The sequence below is a fragment of the Actibacterium sp. EMB200-NS6 genome (genome assembly GCF_001305615.1).
GTDB classification, from domain to species: Bacteria; Pseudomonadota; Alphaproteobacteria; order Rhodobacterales; family Rhodobacteraceae; genus Actibacterium_A; species Actibacterium_A naphthalenivorans.
On record NZ_CP010869.1, the window covers coordinates 2206757 to 2224778 of the forward strand.

Annotated in this window: 18 protein-coding genes and 1 pseudogene; 10 read left to right on the top strand and 9 right to left on the bottom strand. The window is 63.3% G+C overall.

Going from position 1 to position 18022, the window contains the following annotated elements; translation table 11 throughout:
* Positions 1-22 precede the first annotated feature (22 nt).
* Both TQ29_RS10705 and TQ29_RS10710 read right to left on the bottom strand, forming a co-directional pair.
* A complete protein-coding gene (locus TQ29_RS10705; protein WP_054539146.1) occupies positions 23-835 on the bottom strand; it encodes a glutamate racemase in 813 nt (270 codons plus the stop codon).
* Positions 835-1707, bottom strand: coding sequence for a lysophospholipid acyltransferase family protein (locus TQ29_RS10710; protein ID WP_054539147.1), 873 nt, complete (start codon positions 1705-1707; stop codon positions 835-837). Before TQ29_RS10710 ends, TQ29_RS10705 begins: the two co-directional genes overlap by 1 nt.
* A gap of 383 nt (positions 1708-2090) precedes the next feature.
* On the opposite strand from TQ29_RS10710, the gene TQ29_RS10715 reads away from it, so the two are divergent.
* The 4 genes from TQ29_RS10715 to grxD all read left to right on the top strand — a co-directional run bounded on the left by TQ29_RS10715 (position 2091) and on the right by grxD (position 6188).
* Positions 2091-2996, top strand: coding sequence for a LysR family transcriptional regulator (locus TQ29_RS10715; RefSeq protein WP_054539148.1), 906 nt, complete (start codon positions 2091-2093; stop codon positions 2994-2996).
* A gap of 259 nt (positions 2997-3255) precedes the next feature.
* Complete coding sequence (gene purL, locus TQ29_RS10720; RefSeq protein WP_054540406.1) at positions 3256-5415, top strand: phosphoribosylformylglycinamidine synthase subunit PurL; 2160 nt, start codon at positions 3256-3258, stop codon at positions 5413-5415.
* Between the two features lie 58 nt (positions 5416-5473).
* Positions 5474-5716 (top strand): BolA family protein, encoded by a 243-nt coding sequence (locus TQ29_RS10725; RefSeq protein ID WP_037208446.1) that lies wholly within the window; start codon positions 5474-5476, stop codon positions 5714-5716.
* A gap of 109 nt (positions 5717-5825) precedes the next feature.
* Positions 5826-6188, top strand: coding sequence for a Grx4 family monothiol glutaredoxin (gene grxD, locus TQ29_RS10730; protein WP_054539149.1), 363 nt, complete (start codon positions 5826-5828; stop codon positions 6186-6188).
* Between the two features lie 18 nt (positions 6189-6206).
* On the opposite strand, the gene TQ29_RS10735 is transcribed toward grxD, so the two are convergent.
* Positions 6207-6587, bottom strand: coding sequence for a cell division protein ZapA (locus TQ29_RS10735; RefSeq protein WP_037208450.1), 381 nt, complete (start codon positions 6585-6587; stop codon positions 6207-6209).
* Entirely contained in the window at positions 6580-7092 is a 513-nt protein-coding gene (locus tag TQ29_RS10740) for a hypothetical protein (protein WP_054539150.1), read from the bottom strand. Before TQ29_RS10740 ends, TQ29_RS10735 begins: the two co-directional genes overlap by 8 nt.
* Positions 7093-7308: 216 nt before the next feature.
* Between TQ29_RS10740 and tkt the strand changes: the two genes are divergently transcribed.
* A complete protein-coding gene (tkt, locus tag TQ29_RS10745) occupies positions 7309-9324 on the top strand; it encodes a transketolase (protein ID WP_054539151.1) in 2016 nt (671 codons plus the stop codon).
* Positions 9325-9381: 57 nt separating this feature from the next.
* Here tkt and TQ29_RS10750 read toward each other — a convergent pair whose 3' ends face one another.
* On the bottom strand, positions 9382-9813 hold the full coding sequence (locus tag TQ29_RS10750; protein WP_054539152.1) for a DUF2267 domain-containing protein: 432 nt from the start codon (positions 9811-9813) through the stop codon (positions 9382-9384).
* Positions 9814-9985: 172 nt separating this feature from the next.
* On the opposite strand from TQ29_RS10750, the gene TQ29_RS10755 reads away from it, so the two are divergent.
* The 4 genes from TQ29_RS10755 (at position 9986) to gap (TQ29_RS10770) (ending at position 12992) form a co-directional block, all read left to right on the top strand.
* Positions 9986-10537 carry an HPF/RaiA family ribosome-associated protein gene (locus TQ29_RS10755; RefSeq protein WP_054540407.1) on the top strand — a complete coding sequence of 184 codons (552 nt, stop codon included), beginning with the start codon at positions 9986-9988 and terminating at the stop codon, positions 10535-10537.
* A 166-nt stretch (positions 10538-10703) separates the two neighbouring features.
* Complete coding sequence (gap, locus tag TQ29_RS10760) at positions 10704-11708, top strand: type I glyceraldehyde-3-phosphate dehydrogenase (protein WP_054539153.1); 1005 nt, start codon at positions 10704-10706, stop codon at positions 11706-11708.
* A gap of 39 nt (positions 11709-11747) precedes the next feature.
* Entirely contained in the window at positions 11748-11891 is a 144-nt protein-coding gene (locus TQ29_RS20950; protein ID WP_037208460.1) for a hypothetical protein, read from the top strand.
* A 99-nt stretch (positions 11892-11990) separates the two neighbouring features.
* Positions 11991-12992, top strand: coding sequence for a type I glyceraldehyde-3-phosphate dehydrogenase (gene gap / locus TQ29_RS10770; protein ID WP_054539154.1), 1002 nt, complete (start codon positions 11991-11993; stop codon positions 12990-12992).
* 96 nt (positions 12993-13088) lie between these two features.
* Here gap (TQ29_RS10770) and TQ29_RS10775 read toward each other — a convergent pair.
* From TQ29_RS10775 to TQ29_RS10790, 4 genes and pseudogenes are all read right to left on the bottom strand, one after another.
* Positions 13089-13346, bottom strand: a pseudogene (locus tag TQ29_RS10775) (addiction module antidote protein); the annotation flags it as partial.
* A 1094-nt stretch (positions 13347-14440) separates the two neighbouring features.
* Positions 14441-14932 carry a pantetheine-phosphate adenylyltransferase gene (gene coaD / locus TQ29_RS10780; protein WP_054539156.1) on the bottom strand — a complete coding sequence of 164 codons (492 nt, stop codon included), beginning with the start codon at positions 14930-14932 and terminating at the stop codon, positions 14441-14443.
* Between the two features lie 68 nt (positions 14933-15000).
* The gene (locus TQ29_RS10785) at positions 15001-15435 is read right to left on the bottom strand and encodes a CBS domain-containing protein (RefSeq protein ID WP_054539157.1); all 435 of its coding nucleotides are present in this window, start codon (positions 15433-15435) and stop codon (positions 15001-15003) included.
* A gap of 52 nt (positions 15436-15487) precedes the next feature.
* The gene (locus TQ29_RS10790) at positions 15488-16384 is read right to left on the bottom strand and encodes a LysR family transcriptional regulator (RefSeq protein ID WP_037208466.1); all 897 of its coding nucleotides are present in this window, start codon (positions 16382-16384) and stop codon (positions 15488-15490) included.
* Between the two features lie 103 nt (positions 16385-16487).
* Here TQ29_RS10790 and TQ29_RS10795 point away from each other — a divergent pair, with 103 nt between their 5' ends.
* Positions 16488-17987 (top strand): CoA-acylating methylmalonate-semialdehyde dehydrogenase, encoded by a 1500-nt coding sequence (locus TQ29_RS10795; protein WP_037208467.1) that lies wholly within the window; start codon positions 16488-16490, stop codon positions 17985-17987.
* Positions 17988-18022: the final 35 nt, after the last annotated feature.

Sequence of the window (18022 nt, forward strand, 5' to 3'; positions counted from 1 at the left end):
GGGGAATCGGCGCCGCCCGCAATCACGCGGCCTGAAATTCGATGCGGTGCCGCAGGAACTGTGTGGCCTTGCTCGACACTTTCGCCGGATCGCCCGTGGTCAGGAACATCGTTTCCGTGCCCGCGCCCAGCATGTCGGGATGGCGCTCCAGGTAATCGGCCAGGCTTTCGGCCACCAGGTCGGCCTGCGAATAGACGGTGACATCCGGCCCCAGCGCATCCTGAAACACCGCCTGCATCAGCGGATAATGGGTGCAGCCCAGTATCGCGGCCTCGGGCTTCGGCATCCGGCGCAGCAGCGCCTCGACATGGCTGCGCACCAGTGCCTCGGCCAGAATCTCGTCGCCCTGCTCGATCGCATCGACAACGCCGCCGCAGGGCTGCGCCTCGACATCCACACCGACCGCGCGGAAAGCCAGCTCGCGCTGGAACGCGCGGCTGGAAACTGTGGCCGGTGTCGCGAACAGCGCCACATGCTTGACCGCAACCTCGCGCGGGGGGGAATTGTCGCCCCAGCGCCTTTCGGTCAGCGCCTCGATCAGGGGCACGAAAACGCCCAGCACGCGCTTGTCATCGGGCAGCCAGGTTTCCTGCATCCGTTTCAGCGCCACCGCCGAGGCGGTGTTGCACGCCAGGATCACAAGATCGCAGCCCGCCGCCCACAGCCGCTCGACCCCCGCGGTGGTCAGGTTGAACACGTCGTCGGCGTCGCGCACGCCATAGGGCGTATGCGCATTATCCCCGAAATAGACAAAGGGCACATCGGGCAGCCGCTTGGCCACCACGTCCAGAACGGTCAGCCCGCCCAGACCAGAATCGAAAATACCAACCGCCATTATGCCTTGTGCTTCTCCTCGAACTCGAAGCCGTAATCGAACGACTTCAAGGGGTTTGGCGACAACTCATACGTCGCCTTCCGCAGGAAATCCATCATTGCTTTGGGATCGCCCGAATGGGCCTGAAGCGCGGGCTGCGGGATCGGGTCGCCCACCACCACGCGCACCGGTTCATCGACCCGGGCGCGGAACTCCTTGATCAGAAGCGCGAGCCGCAGGGTGGAATGCAGATGGCTGGCCAGCTGGAACAGGCGCGAATTATGGCCCTCGAAGAAGATCGGCACCACCGTGGCGTTCGATTTGGCCACCATCCGCGCGGTGAAGCTGCGCCAGCCGGGATCCATCGGCGCCGAGAACGGCCGCGCCGCAGTGGAGACGGTGCCGCCGGGAAACACCCCGATCGCCCCGCCGCGCGCCAGATAGTCCAGCGCCTTCTTGCGGGTTTCGATGTTCTGGCGCTGCGCCTCTTTGGTTTCGTCAAAGCTGATCGGCAGGATGATCTCGTTCAGCTCGTGGGCCTTGCGAAACACCGAATGGGCCAGGATGCGAAAATCGCCCCGCACCTCCGAAAGGATATGGCCCATCATCAGCCCGTCGAGGATGCCGTAAGGATGGTTGGCAATCAGAATCAGCGGCCCGTTGGCGGGAATGCGCGACAAGGAGCCGGCGGTCACCTCAAGGCTCAGCCCGTAGCGTTCCACGATCACGTCCCAGAAATCACGGCCCGCGGCGACCTCGTTTTCATACCCCTCGGCGCGGCGGATCAGGCGCAGCCGGCCGGTGGCGTTTTCCAGAACGCGGATCAGCACCCGGCCGCCCTTGGACCGGGCCGAGCTGGCATAGCTTATTTCGCGCGTTGCGTGGTGGCTCACGGCCGTTTTCCTGATTGCCGCGCCCGTCCTCGGGCCGTCGGGCGCGGGTTAGCGAAAATCCTCCGGTCTGGGAAGAAAATATGACGGGCCGGACATGTTTGGGTGAAGTTTACGCTGGCGCCCCGGCCAATGCACCCCTTTTGCGGCAGGCCGTCCGCCGCGCCGGGGCTTTCAGGCACCCAGCGACGGGCATTATGCAAGATGCCCGCGATTTCATGCCCATTCATTACGCACAGCCCCCCGTGAAGGCGGCATAACATGACATCACGCGAAAATTCCCGACCTAAAAAATCAGCTTTCATCCAGTCTTCATTTGCAAACCCGCTATGCGTCAGCGTAGGTAACTCGCGCAATGCAGATCAGGAGCGTAGGCGTATTTCACGATGGATTGGGACAAGCTCAGAATATTTCACGCCGTTGCGGATGCGGGCAGCCTGACCCATGCGGGCGATGTGCTGCACCTGTCGCAATCGGCTGTGTCCCGGCAGATCAGATCGCTGGAAGAAAGCCTGGGAACCACGCTTTTTCACCGCCATGCGCGGGGGCTGATTCTGACTGAGCAGGGGGAATTGCTGTTCGACGCGACCAGCGCGATGATCAAACGGCTTGAAACCGCCGCCGCGCGCATCAAGGACAGCGAGGAAGAGGTGTTCGGCGAATTGCGCGTGACCACGACCACCGGGTTCGGCACCCTGTGGCTGGCGCCGCGCCTGCCGAAGCTCTACGAAAAATACCCGGATCTGAAAATCGACCTGATGCTGGAAGAACGCGTACTGGATCTGCCCATGCGCGAGGCCGACGTGGCGATCCGCATGAAAGAGCCCAGCCAGGCCGACCTGATCCGCCGGCGGTTGATGACGGTTCGGATGCGGCTCTATGCCTCGCCGGAATATCTGGCTGAACGGGGCACGCCGGAAACCATGGAAGATTTCACCACCCACCGGCTGATCTGCCAAAACACCTCTGCCCCCCAGGTGGGCGCGGGCGCCGCGCTGGTGCGCGAGCTGATGATGCGCGACATCCCCTCGACGCTGACGGTAAACAACTATTTCGGGGTTCTGCAGGGGGTGATCAACGGTCTGGGAATCGGCGTTCTGCCGAACTACCTGACCGAGGATTTCCCCGCCCTGGTGCGCGTACTGCCCGAACTGGAAAGCAACGAGGTGCCGGTGTTCCTGGCCTACCCCGAGGAATTGCGCCAGTCTCAGCGCATCGCCGCCTTCCGCGACTTTGTGACCGAAGAGATAATCGAGCACCGGAAACGGCAAAAAGAAACGCCAAAGTTGTAAGCTATGCGCTGAGATCATGACAGTCATGATGCATATGCAGCATTTTTTCCTTGAACGCGTGGAGGACGGCCCATAGATCAGGCCTCGAAGACGATGGTTATTCCATCCCTTCACCTCCCTGTTGGACTTTGGCCGAGCTTTGTCTCGGCCTTTTTTTTGCCCGCCCGACCGCGGCGCGCCTGCCCCCATTGGCCCTTCCCCCGCGCAGCCGCTTGGCTTAAGACCGGCGCAACCGATATCCAGGGGGATGAACCGCGAAATGCAAGAGCCGCAGATCACCGAAGAGCTTATTGCCGCCCACGGGCTGAATTCCGATGAATATGCCGAGATCATCCGGCTGCTGAACCGGGAGCCCTCCTTTACCGAGCTTGGCATCTTTTCGGCCATGTGGAACGAGCATTGTTCCTACAAATCCTCCAAGAAATGGCTGCGCACCCTGCCCACCACCGGCGCGCAGGTGATCTGCGGCCCCGGCGAAAACGCCGGCGTTGTCGATATCGGCGATGGTCAGGCCGTGGTGTTCAAGATGGAAAGCCACAACCACCCGTCGTATATCGAGCCCTATCAGGGCGCGGCCACAGGCGTGGGCGGCATCCTGCGCGACGTGTTCACCATGGGCGCGCGCCCCATCGCCGCGATGAACGCTCTCAGCTTCGGCGAAACCAGCCATCCCAAAACCCGGCAGCTTGTGAACGGCGTGGTCGAGGGCGTGGGCGGATATGGCAACTGTTTCGGCGTTCCGACAGTGGGCGGCGAGGTGCGGTTCCACGCCGCCTATAACGGCAACTGCCTTGTGAACGCCTTCGCCGCGGGTCTCGCCGATGCGGACAAGATCTTCTATTCCGCCGCGTCGGGCGTCGGCATGCCGGTGGTCTATCTTGGCGCGAAGACCGGGCGCGACGGCGTCGGCGGCGCCACCATGGCATCGGCCGAATTCGACGACACGATCGAGGAAAAGCGCCCCACCGTTCAGGTCGGTGACCCGTTCACCGAAAAGCGGCTGATGGAGGCCACGCTGGAGCTGATGGCCACGGGCGCGGTGATCTCGATTCAGGATATGGGCGCGGCGGGCCTCACCTGCTCGGCCGTCGAAATGGGCGACAAGGGCGATCTGGGCGTGCGGCTCGATCTGGAAAAGGTGCCCTGCCGCGAAGAGAACATGACCGCCTATGAGATGATGCTGTCGGAATCCCAGGAACGGATGCTGATGGTGCTGCGCCCCGAGAAAGAGGCCGAGGCCAAGGCGGTGTTCGACAAATGGGATCTCGATTTTGCCATCGTCGGCGAAACGATCGACGAGGATCGCTTCCTTGTCATGCATGATGGCCAGTGCAAGGCCGATCTGCCGCTCAAGGCGCTCTCGGGCACCGCGCCCGAATATGATCGCCCATGGGTCGAAACCCCCGCCGCCGCGCCGCTGGACGACGTGCCCGGCATTGATCCGATCGACGCGTTGCGCGCGCTGATCACCTCGCCCAACTATGCCGCCAAGAACTGGGTGTACGAACAATATGACAGCCAGGTCATGGCCGACACGGTGCGCACCCCCGGCCTTGGCGCGGGCGTGGTGCGGGTGCATGGCACCGACAAGGCGCTGGCCTTCACCTCCGACGTGACGCCGCGCTACGTGAAGGCCAACCCGTTCGAAGGCGGCAAGCAGGCGGTGGCCGAAGCCTATCGTAACCTGTGCGCCGTGGGCGCCCGTCCGTTGGCCACCACCGACAACCTGAATTTCGGCAACCCCGAAAAGCCCGAGATCATGGGCCAGTTCGTCGGCGCGATCAAAGGCATCGGCGCGGCCTGTTCGGCACTGGATATGCCGATCGTCTCGGGCAACGTCTCTCTTTACAACGAAACCGACGGCTCGGGCATCCTGCCGACGCCGACGATCGGCGCGGTCGGCCTTCTCACGCATCTGGACGAGCTGATCGCGGGCGTGCCCGAGGAGGGCCAGATCGCGCTTCTTGTCGGCGAGACGGCGGGCCACCTTGGCCAATCCGCCCTGCTCTACGAGGTGTTCCACCGCGAAGACGGCGACGCGCCGCATGTGGAGCTGGACGCCGAGCGGCGCAATGGCGAATTCATCCGCGCCAACCGCGACCTGATCGGCGCCTGCACGGATCTGTCTGATGGCGGGCTGGCGCTGGCCGCGTTCGAAATGGCCGAGGCGGGCGGGATCGGCGTGCATCTGGACGCGGAAGACACCCCCACCCTCTTCGGCGAGGATCAGGGCCGCTACCTGCTGGCCTGCAGCTTTGATCAGGCCGAGGCGCTGATGGTGGCGGCGGGCCATGCCGGCGTGCATCTCGAAACGGTAGGCCGGTTTGGCGGCGATGTGGTGAAATTCGGGGCAAAAGAGTCGGACATGGCCGGCTTTTCCGCCCTCTATCGCGGCGCCTTTGCCGCAGCGCTTGCCTGACGCTTGTCAGCCGGGGGCCGGGCACTTACATTTCAGGGCAGAAAAAAGGACGCTGAGCATGGCGATGGAATCCCAGGAAATCGAACATCTGATCCGCGCGCGGTTTCCCGATGCGAAGATTACGATCACCGATCTTGCGGGCGACGGCAACCATTGGGCCGCCGAGGTGGTCGATGAAAGCTTTCGCGGGTTGAACCGAGTTCAGCAACAGCGCGCGGTCTATGCCGCGCTGAAAGAGAAAATGGCGGGCAATGACGGCGCGCTTCACGCGCTGGCGCTGACCACCAAGGCGCCGGAATAGCCGGCGCGGCTGTGACCGCGCGTGCTGACGGGCGCCGCGGCCAAGGACGTGACACACGGGCCGGGGGTGCCCCCCCAAAGGCCCGAAACCGACGATAAAGGAGCCCGGTATGACCGAAACAAAGATCCTGATTGAAGACGTTATCACCAGCAATGACGTCGTGCTCTACATGAAAGGCACCAAAGAGATGCCGCAATGCGGCTTTTCCAGCCGCGTGGCCGGTGTGCTGAACTTCATGGGCGTACAGTTCAAGGACATCAACGTTCTGGCCGATGACGCGGTGCGCCAGGGCATCAAGGAATTTTCCGACTGGCCGACGATCCCGCAGCTTTATGTGAAGGGTGAGTTCGTGGGCGGCTGCGACATCATCACCGAGATGACCCTGTCGGGCGAGCTGGATCAGCTTTTCGAAGCGCAGGGCGTGGCCTATGACAAGGCCGCCGCCGAAAAGATCCGCGAAGCCAACGCCTGACGCCCCGGCCGCGGGGGGTCAGCCCGCCGCGGCCAGCTTGTCTTCTACCGCGTCGGCCAGCGCCTCGGCCCGTGCCGCGAGTTCGGCCATGGTTTCGGTCACGCTGTCGGGGATGACCGGCACTTCCATCCGCTTGGGCTCCGGCCCCGGCGCGCTGCGCAGCCGGGCAAGCTCATCCTCGGCCACGCGCACCCGCTCTTCCAGCCCGACGGTCTTGTCGGCCAGCATCAGCCCGGCCATCAGCAGCATCCGCGCCTCGGGCAGTCGCCCGATCTGGCTGACCAGCGATGAGGCCTCGGCATCCAGCAGCCCGGCGGCGGCCTGAAGAAACGGCTCTTCGCCGGCCTGGCAGGCGACCGAAAAGCTGCGGCCGCCGATGTTGATCTGAACTTCAGGCATTGGTGTCCTCCGCGGCAAGCGGCGCGAGCATGCCCAGTATCTCGTCCAGCTCGCTCCTGTCGGTGTCGCGCACGGCGCGCAGGGCGTCAAGCTCGGCCTTCATAGATGTGTTGATCAACTCGCCATCGCCCAGCCCCTTGGCATTCGCCTCGCGCAGGGCCTTGTTGTTGGCGCGCAGCTGCGCGTTCACGCGGCGCAGCCGCTCGATCTCGCCCTCGGTGGCCTCGGCACGCGCGGTCAGCTTGGTCACCCGCGCCTCCAGCTGGGCCACCTGCTTGTCCTGCTTTTCGCCGATCGCCTTGACCCGCGCCTCCAGCTTCGCGCTCGCCTCGCGCTCGGCCTCCAGCGCCGCAAGCGCCGTGGCAAGCGCCTCGGCATCGGCCGCCGTTTCGGTCCGATCCTCGGCCGCTCCGGCCTGGGCCGCTGCGGCAAGGGCCTCTGTGCCCTGCCCGATCCGTTCAAGCGCGGCCGTGATCCGGCGTTCCAGTTCGGTAATATCGCTCATTCGTGCCTGTCCCCGGTCTTGTTTTTTCCATCCGCCCCGCGCGCCATGGGACGGTCGCGCGAATCGAAGCGGGTTAAACTTCGGCCGATCTTATCCAATGAACCGGCGAAATGCGCCCCATTTCCGCGCGATACATTGGCCGCCGCGCTTGATCTTGCGCGCCCCGCTGAATATAGCCGCAGCAAATTGCGCTCTGACCGAAGAAGGACAGCCCGAGTGGACATCCAAGCCCTTGCCAAAGCCCATCCCGACCACTGGTCGAAAGCCTGCGCGATCCGCACGCTGGCGATGGATGCGATTCACGCCGCCAATTCCGGCCATTCCGGAATGCCGATGGGCATGGCCGACGTGGCCACCGTTCTGTTCGAAAAACACCTGAAGTTCGACGCGTCGGCCCCCGACTGGCCCGATCGCGACCGGTTCATCCTGTCGGCCGGACATGGCTCGATGCTGCTCTATGCGCTGCTGCATCTGACCGGCTATGAAGACATGACGCTCGACCAGGTGAAGAACTTCCGCCAGATGGGCGCGATCACCGCCGGCCACCCCGAATACGGCCATGCCAAGGGCATCGAAACCACGACCGGTCCGCTGGGTCAGGGCATCGCCAATGCCGTCGGCTTCGCCATGGCCGAGGAAATCCAGCGCGCGCAATACGGCAAGAAGATCGTCGATCACTACACCTATGTCATCGCCGGTGACGGCTGTCTGATGGAAGGTGTCAGCCAGGAGGCGATCGGCCTTGCCGGCAAGCATGAGCTGAGCAAGCTGATCGTGTTCTGGGACAACAACGGCATCACCATCGACGGCAAGGTCGAGATCGCCGACAAGACCGATCAGTTGAAGCGGTTCGAGGCCTCGGGCTGGTCCGTCTATGAATGCGACGGGCATGACCCCGAGGATATCGACCGGGTGATCGTCGCCGCCAAGGGCTCGAAAACCCCGACGCTGATCGCCTGCAAGACCCATATCGGCCTGGGCTCGTCGGCGCAGGACACGCCCAAGGCGCATGGCGCGCTGACCGATGCGCAACTGATCGCCGACACCAAGGCCGCCTATGGATGGCTCCACGCGCCGTTCGAGATCCCCGCCGGCGTGAAGGCCGCATGGGAAGCGATCGGCAGCCGTGGCGCCGAAGAGCGCGCCGCGTGGGAGGCCCGTCTGGCCGCCCTCTCCGGTACCAAACAGGCGGAATTCGCCCGTATTTATGCCGGGGACGCGCCGAAAAAGCTTTCGGCCACGATCAAGGCGCTGAAAAAGCAGATCAGTGACGAGGCGCCGAAGGTCGCCACCCGCAAGTCAAGCGAGATGGTGCTGGAGGTGATCAACCCGATCATGTCCGAAACCGTCGGAGGCTCGGCCGATCTGACCGGATCGAACAACACCAAGACCGGCGATCTGGGCGTGTTCGACCCTGAAAACCGCGCCGGGCGGTACGTCTACTACGGCATCCGCGAACATGGCATGGCCGCCGCGATGAACGGCTTGGCCCTGCATGGCGGTGTGCGGCCCTATGGCGGCACCTTCCTGTGCTTCACCGATTACGCGCGCGGCTCGATCCGGCTGTCGGCGCTGATGGGCATTCCCGTCACCTATGTCATGACGCATGACAGCATCGGCCTGGGCGAAGACGGCCCGACCCACCAGCCTGTCGAACATGTGGCCATGCTGCGCGCGACGCCCAACATGATGGTGTTCCGCCCCGCCGACACGATCGAAACCGCCGAAGCCTGGGAAATCGCGCTGACCGCGAAAACCACGCCATCGGTTCTGGCGCTGTCGCGCCAGGGCCTGCCCACCGTGCGGCTGGAGCACAAGGTCAAGAACCTGACGGCCCAAGGCGCCTATGTCCTGGCCGAGGCCGAGGGCAAGCGCCAGGCGATCCTGTTGGCCACCGGCTCTGAGGTCGAGATCGCGATGAAAGCGCGCGATCTGCTGCAGGCCGAAGGCATCGGCACCCGCGTCGTTTCCATGCCCTGCTGGGAGCTGTTCGCGCAGCAGGACGCGAGCTATCGCAAGCGCGTGCTCCCGGCCGGGCCGGTTCGCGTGGGCATCGAGGCCGGCGTGCGCTTCGGCTGGGATCAGTGGCTGCTGGGCGAGCGCGGGCGCGAGGCGAAGGCGGGGTTTGTCGGGATGGAAGGTTTCGGGGCCTCGGCCCCGGCGAATGAGCTTTACACCCACTTCGGCATCACCGCCGAAGCCGTGGCCGAAAAGGTCAAGGCGCTGCTGTAACGCATTGTTTCAAAATGAAATCCTCCGGCCGTGCGATCTTCGCGCGGCCGGTTTCGTTCAGGCGTCGGGAAACAGCGTACGGATCTGCCGCGTGAAGGTGCCGCGCACATCCTCCATCTCTCCGGCCGAGATGCGCGCGTCCAGCAGCGTCATCACCGCCGCGATCGCCTCGGGCGCGTCGCCCATCGGATCGGTGCGGAACGCCGCCTGCACGCGCTCGATAAAGCCGTCGCGGCTACGCTCGGTCACCGGCGTTTTCGAAGGGTTCCAGCCTTCGTAGTAAATGCCCCGGATAAGCACCGGCAGCTGCGCGCCGAACTGCGCCGCCTCGTCCACATTCAGATGGTCGCGGATCACATGGATCACCGCCCGCAGCAAGCGATAGCTGCGCTGCTTGTGGCCCCACCCCGTCAGGTCGTCCAGATCGTTGATCCAGGAATTGGCGGCCTGAACCGACTCGTCGATGATCTTCAGCCCGAGTGCGCTCATGTTTCTGTCCTCCTGCCAGCCTGATGCCGGATATTGTTAAGAAACCACAGGCGGTACGCGGGCGCTTTGACCTGCATCATCCGCCCCCGCGCCCCCTGTTGATGCAGATCATGGCAGCCCCCGGTGGCGCCCGGCATCCTGCCTGCAGAAAATGGCCGAGGAGGACACGCCCATGGAAACCGATCCGCAGATCACCTTTCACGGCCTCGATGCCTCGCCCGCGCTGACGGCGTTGATCGGGGAACGGATCGCGAAGCTGGAACAGTTTTACGATCGCATCACCTCTTGCCGGGTCACGGTGGAACTGCCGCACCGGCAGGGCCGCAAGGGGCATCTCTACGAAGTCGCGATCGAGATGGAGGTGCCCGGCGGCATGGTGTCGGTCAACCGAACGCCCGGCAATATCTACGCGCATGAAGATGCCCGCGTCGCGATCCGCGACAGTTTCGATGCCGCGCGGCGCCAGCTTGAGGATCACGTCCGCAAGACCGGCGGCGTGCACGTCAAATCACACCCGGAAAAGCGCCACGGCAAGGTCGTGCGGCTGTTTCCCGACGAAGGCTATGGCTTCATCCGGACCGAGGGCGGAGACGAGGTTTACTTTCAGCGTGACAGCGTTGTCCGCGACGACTGGGAAAAGCTGGATCTGGAAAGCGACCTGCAATTCAGCCTGATGGATGGCGAAAAGGGGCCGTTCGCGGTGAACGTGTCTTTGCGATTCTGAGTCGCGGCAATCGGCGGCTTTGCGCCTTTTGTTGGCGCTAACGGCATGTTTTTGCGCTAACATGCTGTTATATATTCTCATTTCTCCTTTCGCCAACGCGGAAAGACCGGTATTCACCCACGCAACGCGACGGATGGGCGCAAGCCTTTGGTGACGGAGAGTGAATATGACGATTACCCTTGGTATCAACGGGTTTGGCCGTATCGGGCGCTGCACCCTGGCGCATATCGCCGAAACGGCGCGCAACGACGTTCAGGTGGTCAAGATCAACGCAACCGGCCCGATCGCGACCAATGCGCATCTGCTGAAATACGACAGCATCCACGGCCGGTTCGGCGGCGAGATCACGGTTGACGGCGATACGCTCGATCTTGGCCGCGGCCCGATGCAGGTGTTCTCCACCTATGATCCGACGGAACTGGACTGGTCGGGCTGCGACGTGGTTCTGGAATGCACCGGCAAGTTCAATGCACGCGACAAGGCCGCCGTGCATCTGGAGCGTGGCGCCAAGCGGGTGCTGATCTCCGCCCCGGCCAAGAATGTCGACAAGACGATCGTCTACGGCGTGAACCACCGGGCGCTGACCGTAGACGATCACGTGATCTCGAACGGCTCGTGCACCACCAACTGTCTGGCGCCGCTGGCCAAGGTGCTGAACGATGCCATCGGCATCGAGCGCGGCATCATGACGACGATCCACAGCTATACCGGCGACCAGCCGACGCTGGATCGCCGCCACAACGATCTTTACCGCGCCCGCGCCGCGGCCATGGCGGTGATCCCCACCTCGACAGGCGCGGCCAAGGCCATTGGCGAGGTTCTGCCCGAACTCAAGGGTCGGCTCGACGGCACCGCCCTGCGGGTGCCCACGCCCAATGTCTCGGCCGTGGATCTGACCTTCGAGGCCAGCAGGGACGTGACCGTGGACGATGTGAACGAGGCCGTGCGCGAAGCCGCCGCCGGCCATATGGGCGCGGTTCTGGCCTATGACCCCGAGCCCAAGGTCTCTATCGACTTCAACCACACGCCGCATTCGTCTATCTTTGCCCCGGATCAGACGAAAGTGATCGGCGGGCGCACCGTTCGGGTGCTGGCCTGGTATGACAATGAATGGGGCTTCTCCTGCCGGATGGCCGATGTCGCGGCAACCATGGGGCGGCTTCTGCATTAAGGAGAGCGGGGCCTGCCACATGGGCCCCCGGCCCCACGAATGACCAACAAGCTGGCGATTTTCCTGGGCGGCGTGATCATCGTTCTGCTTTTGGTCGATCTGGTATTCGGTGACATGCAAAGCAGCCTGTTCCTGGCAAAGAAGCTGGCCGCGCTGAGCGAATACATCGCCTTCTGGCGCTAGGGCGCGGCCTTCTGGCACGAGACCGTGCTTCGCGGTTGACCTGCAGGTCAAAAACCCCAAGGCTTCGGCCTACACCGGACAACCCTTGGGGAGGCTCGCATGACCATCAAAGTTGCAATCAACGGTTTCGGCCGCATCGGGCGCAATGTGCTGCGCGGGATCGTGGAATCGGGCCGCACCGATATCGAGGTGGTGGCGATCAACGATCTGGGGCCGGTGGAAACCAACGCCCATCTGCTGCGCTTCGACAGCGTGCATGGCCGCTTTCCCGGCGAGGTCACGGTGGCCGGCAACACCATCGACGTGGGCCGTGGCCCGATCGAGGTGACCGCGATCCGCGACCCCAAGGCGCTGCCCTGGGCCGGCGTCGACGTGGCGCTGGAATGCACCGGCCTGTTCACCGCCCGCGAAAAAGCCGCGCTGCATCTGGAGAACGGATCAAGCCGCGTGCTGATCTCGGCCCCCGGCGCGGACGCCGACAAGACCATCGTCTACGGCGTCAACCATGGCACGCTCGGCGCCGCCGATACCGTGGTCTCCAACGCCTCCTGCACCACCAACTGCCTGGCGCCCGTGGCCAAGGTGCTGAACGACGCCATCGGCATCAAGCGCGGGTTCATGACCACGATCCACAGCTACACGGGCGACCAGCCGACGCTGGACACGATGCACAAGGATCTCTACCGCGCCCGCGCCGCCGCGATGAGCATGATCCCCACCTCAACCGGCGCGGCCAAGGCCGTGGGCCTGGTGCTGCCCGAGCTGAACGGCAAGCTGGACGGTGTCGCGATCCGGGTGCCCACGCCGAACGTGTCGGTGGTGGATCTGACCTTCGAGGCCGCGCGTGATACCAGCGCCGAAGAGATCAACGCCGCCATCAAGGCCGCCGCTCAGGGCCCGCTGAAGGGGATCCTGGGGTATACCGAGCACCCCAACGTCTCGATCGATTTCAACCACGATCCGCATTCCTCGGTCTTCCACCTGGATCAGACCAAGGTGATGGACGGCAACATGGTCCGCATCCTGTCTTGGTACGACAACGAATGGGGCTTTTCGAACCGCATGGCCGATACCGCCGTGGCGTTGGGGAAATTCCTCTGACACCCCGCGCCAATCGGTTCAAAAACGCAAAAGCCGCCCAACGGGGCGCCGGAGAAATAGTGGGCGGTTGCTTGGATTGGCTACAGGCCACTCGGCTTACATTTCGGATACGGTCAGTTTGATATGGAGGGCCTTCATCACGCCGAGCAGGGTTGAGAGCGTTGGGTTGCCATCTGGGCTGAGAGCTTTGTAAAGTGCTTCTTGGCTGAGACCTGCCTCCTTGGCGATCTGCGACATGCCATGTGCACGAGCGATGACACCAAGGGCATGGGCAATGTAGCCGGCGTCCCCGGTCTCCATGGCGTCTTGCATGAACTCGGCCTGCGCCTCGGGAGTGTTGAGGTGCTCGGCCGCATCAAACGGTTTGGTCTAGATGCTCATTTAACGATAAGCCTGCACAGCTCGATTGCAGCGGTTCCGTCTCCGCCGCCCAATCGCTGTTCCCATTTCTCTGGGCTTCCATCATCCAGGATGAGGCTGAAGCGGCATTCGTTATACAAGAACGACCGAGGCGTCAGGTGAAGCAGGTAATAGAACATTCCAGCTGCCCCAGCTGCAGCGCATAGCGCGCCAACAAGAAAATACCGCCACATTTCAAACCTCCAAGCCTCGTAGAGCGGCAAGCTACGGGGCCTTTCTCTGTTCGACAAGGAGCAGCCCCATGTCAACAACCGTCGGCACCCTGGCTTTGATCGTTGACAGCACGTCAGTAGCCGCCGGCGAAAAGGCACTCGATAATATCGCTCGCACTGGCGCACGGGTCGAGGGCAGCCTCAAGATCGACATGGGGTCGATTGAAAAGGCGATGGCGCGTCTCGGTCAGCAGGTCACAGGCCTGGAAAAATCCATGACTTCCGGCATGGGTAGGATGACGGAGGCCGGGAAGACCCAAGCAAGGACATTTAAGCAGCTCCGCGCCTCGATCGATCCAGCCTATGCCGCGACGGTTCGCTATCGTGAGGTGCAGCAGCAGCTCGCATCTATGGTCAAAACGGGAGAGACCAGCCAGCGGGCAGCGAACATTGTCTTGGAGCAGGCCGCAAGCCGTTACATGCGGGTTGCTACGGCCAGCGAGCGCGCCGCTGATGCAGAGCGTAAAGCGGTGCAGGCAACTGCCATGGCATCGCAAGGATACGAGCAGCTAAGGGCCTCTGTAGATCCGCTATACGCTACCAGCAAGCGCTATGAGCATGCGATTGAGGCTCTGAATGCCGCCCAAAAGGCTGGTGTGATTTCAGACAAAGACCGCATGCGCACGCTTGACCTGCCAGAGGCTCAGATGATTTCCACCAACAGCGCAAGCTCTCTTGCCGCTGGTGGTATCGGGAAGTTCGGGTTGGTTGCAAACCAGGTTGGCTATCAAGTTCAGGATGTTTTTGTGTCCGCACCGATGCCCACGGGGCGGCTTTTTCCTTTTGACAGCAGGTCGCGCCTCGGTCAGGCGAAGGTCAGGCGAACTTGGCCAGCAATTTCGCGTTCACCGCCTCCGGCACGAATTTCGACACATCCCCGCCCAGCCGCGCGATCTCTTTCACCAGCTTCGAGGCGATCGCCTGCCGCCGCGCATCGGCCATCAGGAACACCGTCTCGACGCTGGCATCCAGAACCCGGTTCATGCCGACCATCTGGAATTCGTATTCGAAGTCGGCAACGGCGCGCAGGCCGCGGATGATCATGGTCGCGTTCACATCACGGGCGCAATCGATCAGCAGGTTCTCGAACGGATGCACCACGAATTCGGGGCCACCCGGCACCGCAAGCTTGGCGCATTCCGCCTCGACCATCGACACCCGCTCTTCGAGGCTGAACAACGGCCCCTTGTCGCGATTGATCGCCACCCCGATGACCAGCCTGTCCACCAGGGTCGATGCCCGCTGGATGATGTCGATATGCCCCAGCGTGACCGGATCGAACGTGCCCGGATAAAGGCCGATACGCATGACTGTCCCCTTCCCCCGTTTCGGCCACGCAACAATATTGCGGAGGGCAATGCAAGGGGGCGCGGGGCTCAGTGGCCCATGATCATGCCTTCCAGCGCGTCTTTTTCCATCGAAAGCTCGGCCAGCCGTGCCTTGACCACGTCGCCGATGGATATCAGCCCGACCATCCTACCGTCCTCGACCACCGGCATGTGGCGGAAACGGCCATCGGTCATTTTGCGCAAAACCTCATCGGTGCTGTCGCTGACGCCGCAGGTAATGATATCGCGCGTCATCAGGTCATCCACCCGGTCCGACAGGCAGGCCGGGCCGCGACGCCCCAGTTCGCGCACGATATCGCGCTCTGACAGGATGCCGGCGATCCGGGAGTCGCCCAAGGACACGACCAGCGATCCGATACGCCGCGCCGACAGAAGCTCGGCCGCCTCGCGCACCGACGCGCCCGGTATGATGGTAACGACGGTGTCATCGGCCTTGGATTTCAGAATTTGTTGCACATGCATGAACGACCCTCCCTAACGGTTTCCCCAGCGTCGCCCCAACTGCGACATTCTGTCAAGTCAGAGCTTCGAGCCGGGCCACCTCACGCTTGAGCCCGTCGACCAGCTCATCGGCGAACCGGTTGAGCCGCTCGACCTTGCGGTCGTCGGCGTGCCGGACCAGGTAGAAGCTGCGCGTCAGCGACACCAGATCGGGCAGCACCTTGTTGAGGTTCGGCGCGAAGGGCAGCGCGAAATCATGGACGATGCCCAGCCCCGCGCCCTGGCGCAGGAAATTGAGCTGGACCGACACCGAGTTGGAGGCAAGCCCCACCCGCTCGACCCCGATCGCCGAGATATAATCCAGCTCCTTGTCGAAGATCATGTCGGGAATATAGCCGATCATCCGGTGGCCCTGCAGCGCCTCGGCGGTTTCGATATCCCCCTTGCGCTTGAGATAGCGGCGGGACGCGGCGAGGTGCAGCTTGTAATCGGTCACCTTCTGCACCAGCAGCCGGCCGGTGTCGGGCGGGCTGACGGCGATGGCCATGTCCGCCTCGCGCCGGGTCAGGTTGACCACGCGGGGCTGCGAGACCACCTGAATTTCAAGCCCCGGATGCCGGTCGCAAATCTCGGTACAGACCCGTGGCAGCAGGAAATTGGCGCAGCCGTCGGGCGCACCGATGCGAATTGATCCGGTCAGTTGCCCGGCCTGGCCCCGCGATTCCTCGGTCGCGAGGGAAATCGACTGTTCGGCCTGTTCCGCCCAGGACAGCAGCCGCTCGCCCTCGGCGCTCAGGCTGTAGCCCTGGGGCGATTTTGCGAACAGCGTGGTGCCGAGCGCCTCTTCGAGCCGCTGGATGCGCCGACCCACCGTGGCCGGGTCCATCTTCAGCACCTTCCCTGCCCCGCTCAGGCTTTCCGCCCGCGCGACCGCAAGGAAAACACGCATATCATCCCAGTTCGGCTCCATTGCCCGCCCCTTGTTTATTGCAAAGTGTTTTTTTAAAAATGCTGGTTTTCGCCGCATTATTGCAAGACTATTCTGCACCCGGACATCATTTCGGGAGGATTCCATGGAAGAACTGAGTCATTTCATCAACGGTCAGCGGGTCAAGGGCACCTCGGGCCGTTTCGCCGACGTCTTCAACCCCGCCACCGGCGAGGTGCAGGCCCGCGTTCCGCTGGCCACGAAAGACGAGATGGACGCCGCCATTGCCGCCGCCGCCGAAGCGCAGCCCAAATGGGGCGCCACCAACCCGCAGAAGCGCGGCCGGGTGATGATGGAATTTGTTCGCCTGATCAACCGCGACATGGAAAAGCTGGCCGAGGCGCTGAGCCGCGAGCATGGCAAGACCATCCCCGACGCCAAGGGCGACGTGCAGCGCGGGCTTGAGGTAATCGAGTTCTGCATCGGTGCGCCGCATCTGCTGAAAGGCGAATTCACCGACAGCGCCGGCCCCGGCATCGACATGTATTCCATGCGCCAGCCGCTGGGCGTTGTTGCGGGCATCACGCCGTTCAACTTCCCGGCCATGATCCCGCTGTGGAAGATGGGCCCTGCCCTGTCCTGCGGTAACGCCTTCATCCTGAAACCGTCCGAGCGTGACCCCTCGGTGCCGCTGATGCTGGCCGAGCTGGCGAAAGAGGCCGGCCTGCCCGACGGCATCCTGCAGGTCGTCAACGGCGACAAGGAATCGGTGGACGCGATTCTGGACAATGAAACCATTCAGGCGGTGGGCTTCGTCGGCTCGACCCCGATCGCGCAATACATCTATTCCCGCGCCACGGCGAACGGCAAGCGGGCGCAGTGTTTCGGCGGCGCCAAGAACCACATGATCATCCTGCCCGATGCCGATATGGATCAGGCTGCCGATGCGCTGGTGGGTGCCGGCTTTGGCGCGGCGGGCGAACGCTGCATGGCGATTTCTGTTGCCGTGCCGGTGGGTGAGAAAACCGCTGACATGCTGATCGAAAAGCTGGTGCCGCGGATCGAAAAGCTGAAGGTCGGCCCCTATACCGCCGGCGCCGATGTGGATTACGGCCCGGTCGTGACCGCCGCCGCCAAGCAGAACATCCTGGGCCTGGTGCAATCGGGTGTGGATCAGGGTGCCGAGCTGGTTGTCGACGGCCGCGACTTCAACCTGCAGGGCTATGAAGACGGCTTCTTCGTCGGCCCGCATCTCTTTGACCGTGTCACCACCGACATGGACATCTACAAGAAAGAGATCTTCGGCCCCGTTCTGTGTCAGGTCCGCGCCGAAACCTATGAAGAGGCGATCGGCTACGCCATGGACCACGAATATGGCAACGGGACCGCGATCTTCACCCGCGACGGCGACGCCGCGCGCGATTTCGCCAGCCGGATCAATGTCGGCATGGTGGGCATCAACGTGCCGATCCCGGTGCCGCTGGCCTATCACACCTTCGGCGGATGGAAGAAATCGGGCTTCGGCGATCTGAACCAGCACGGGCCGGACAGCTTCCGCTTCTACACCCGCACCAAGACGGTGACGTCGCGCTGGCCGTCGGGCCTGAAGGAAGGCGGCGAGTTCCACTTCAAACAGATGGACTGAGCCGGCTTTCAGTGCCAGTTATCGAACCCCGGGCC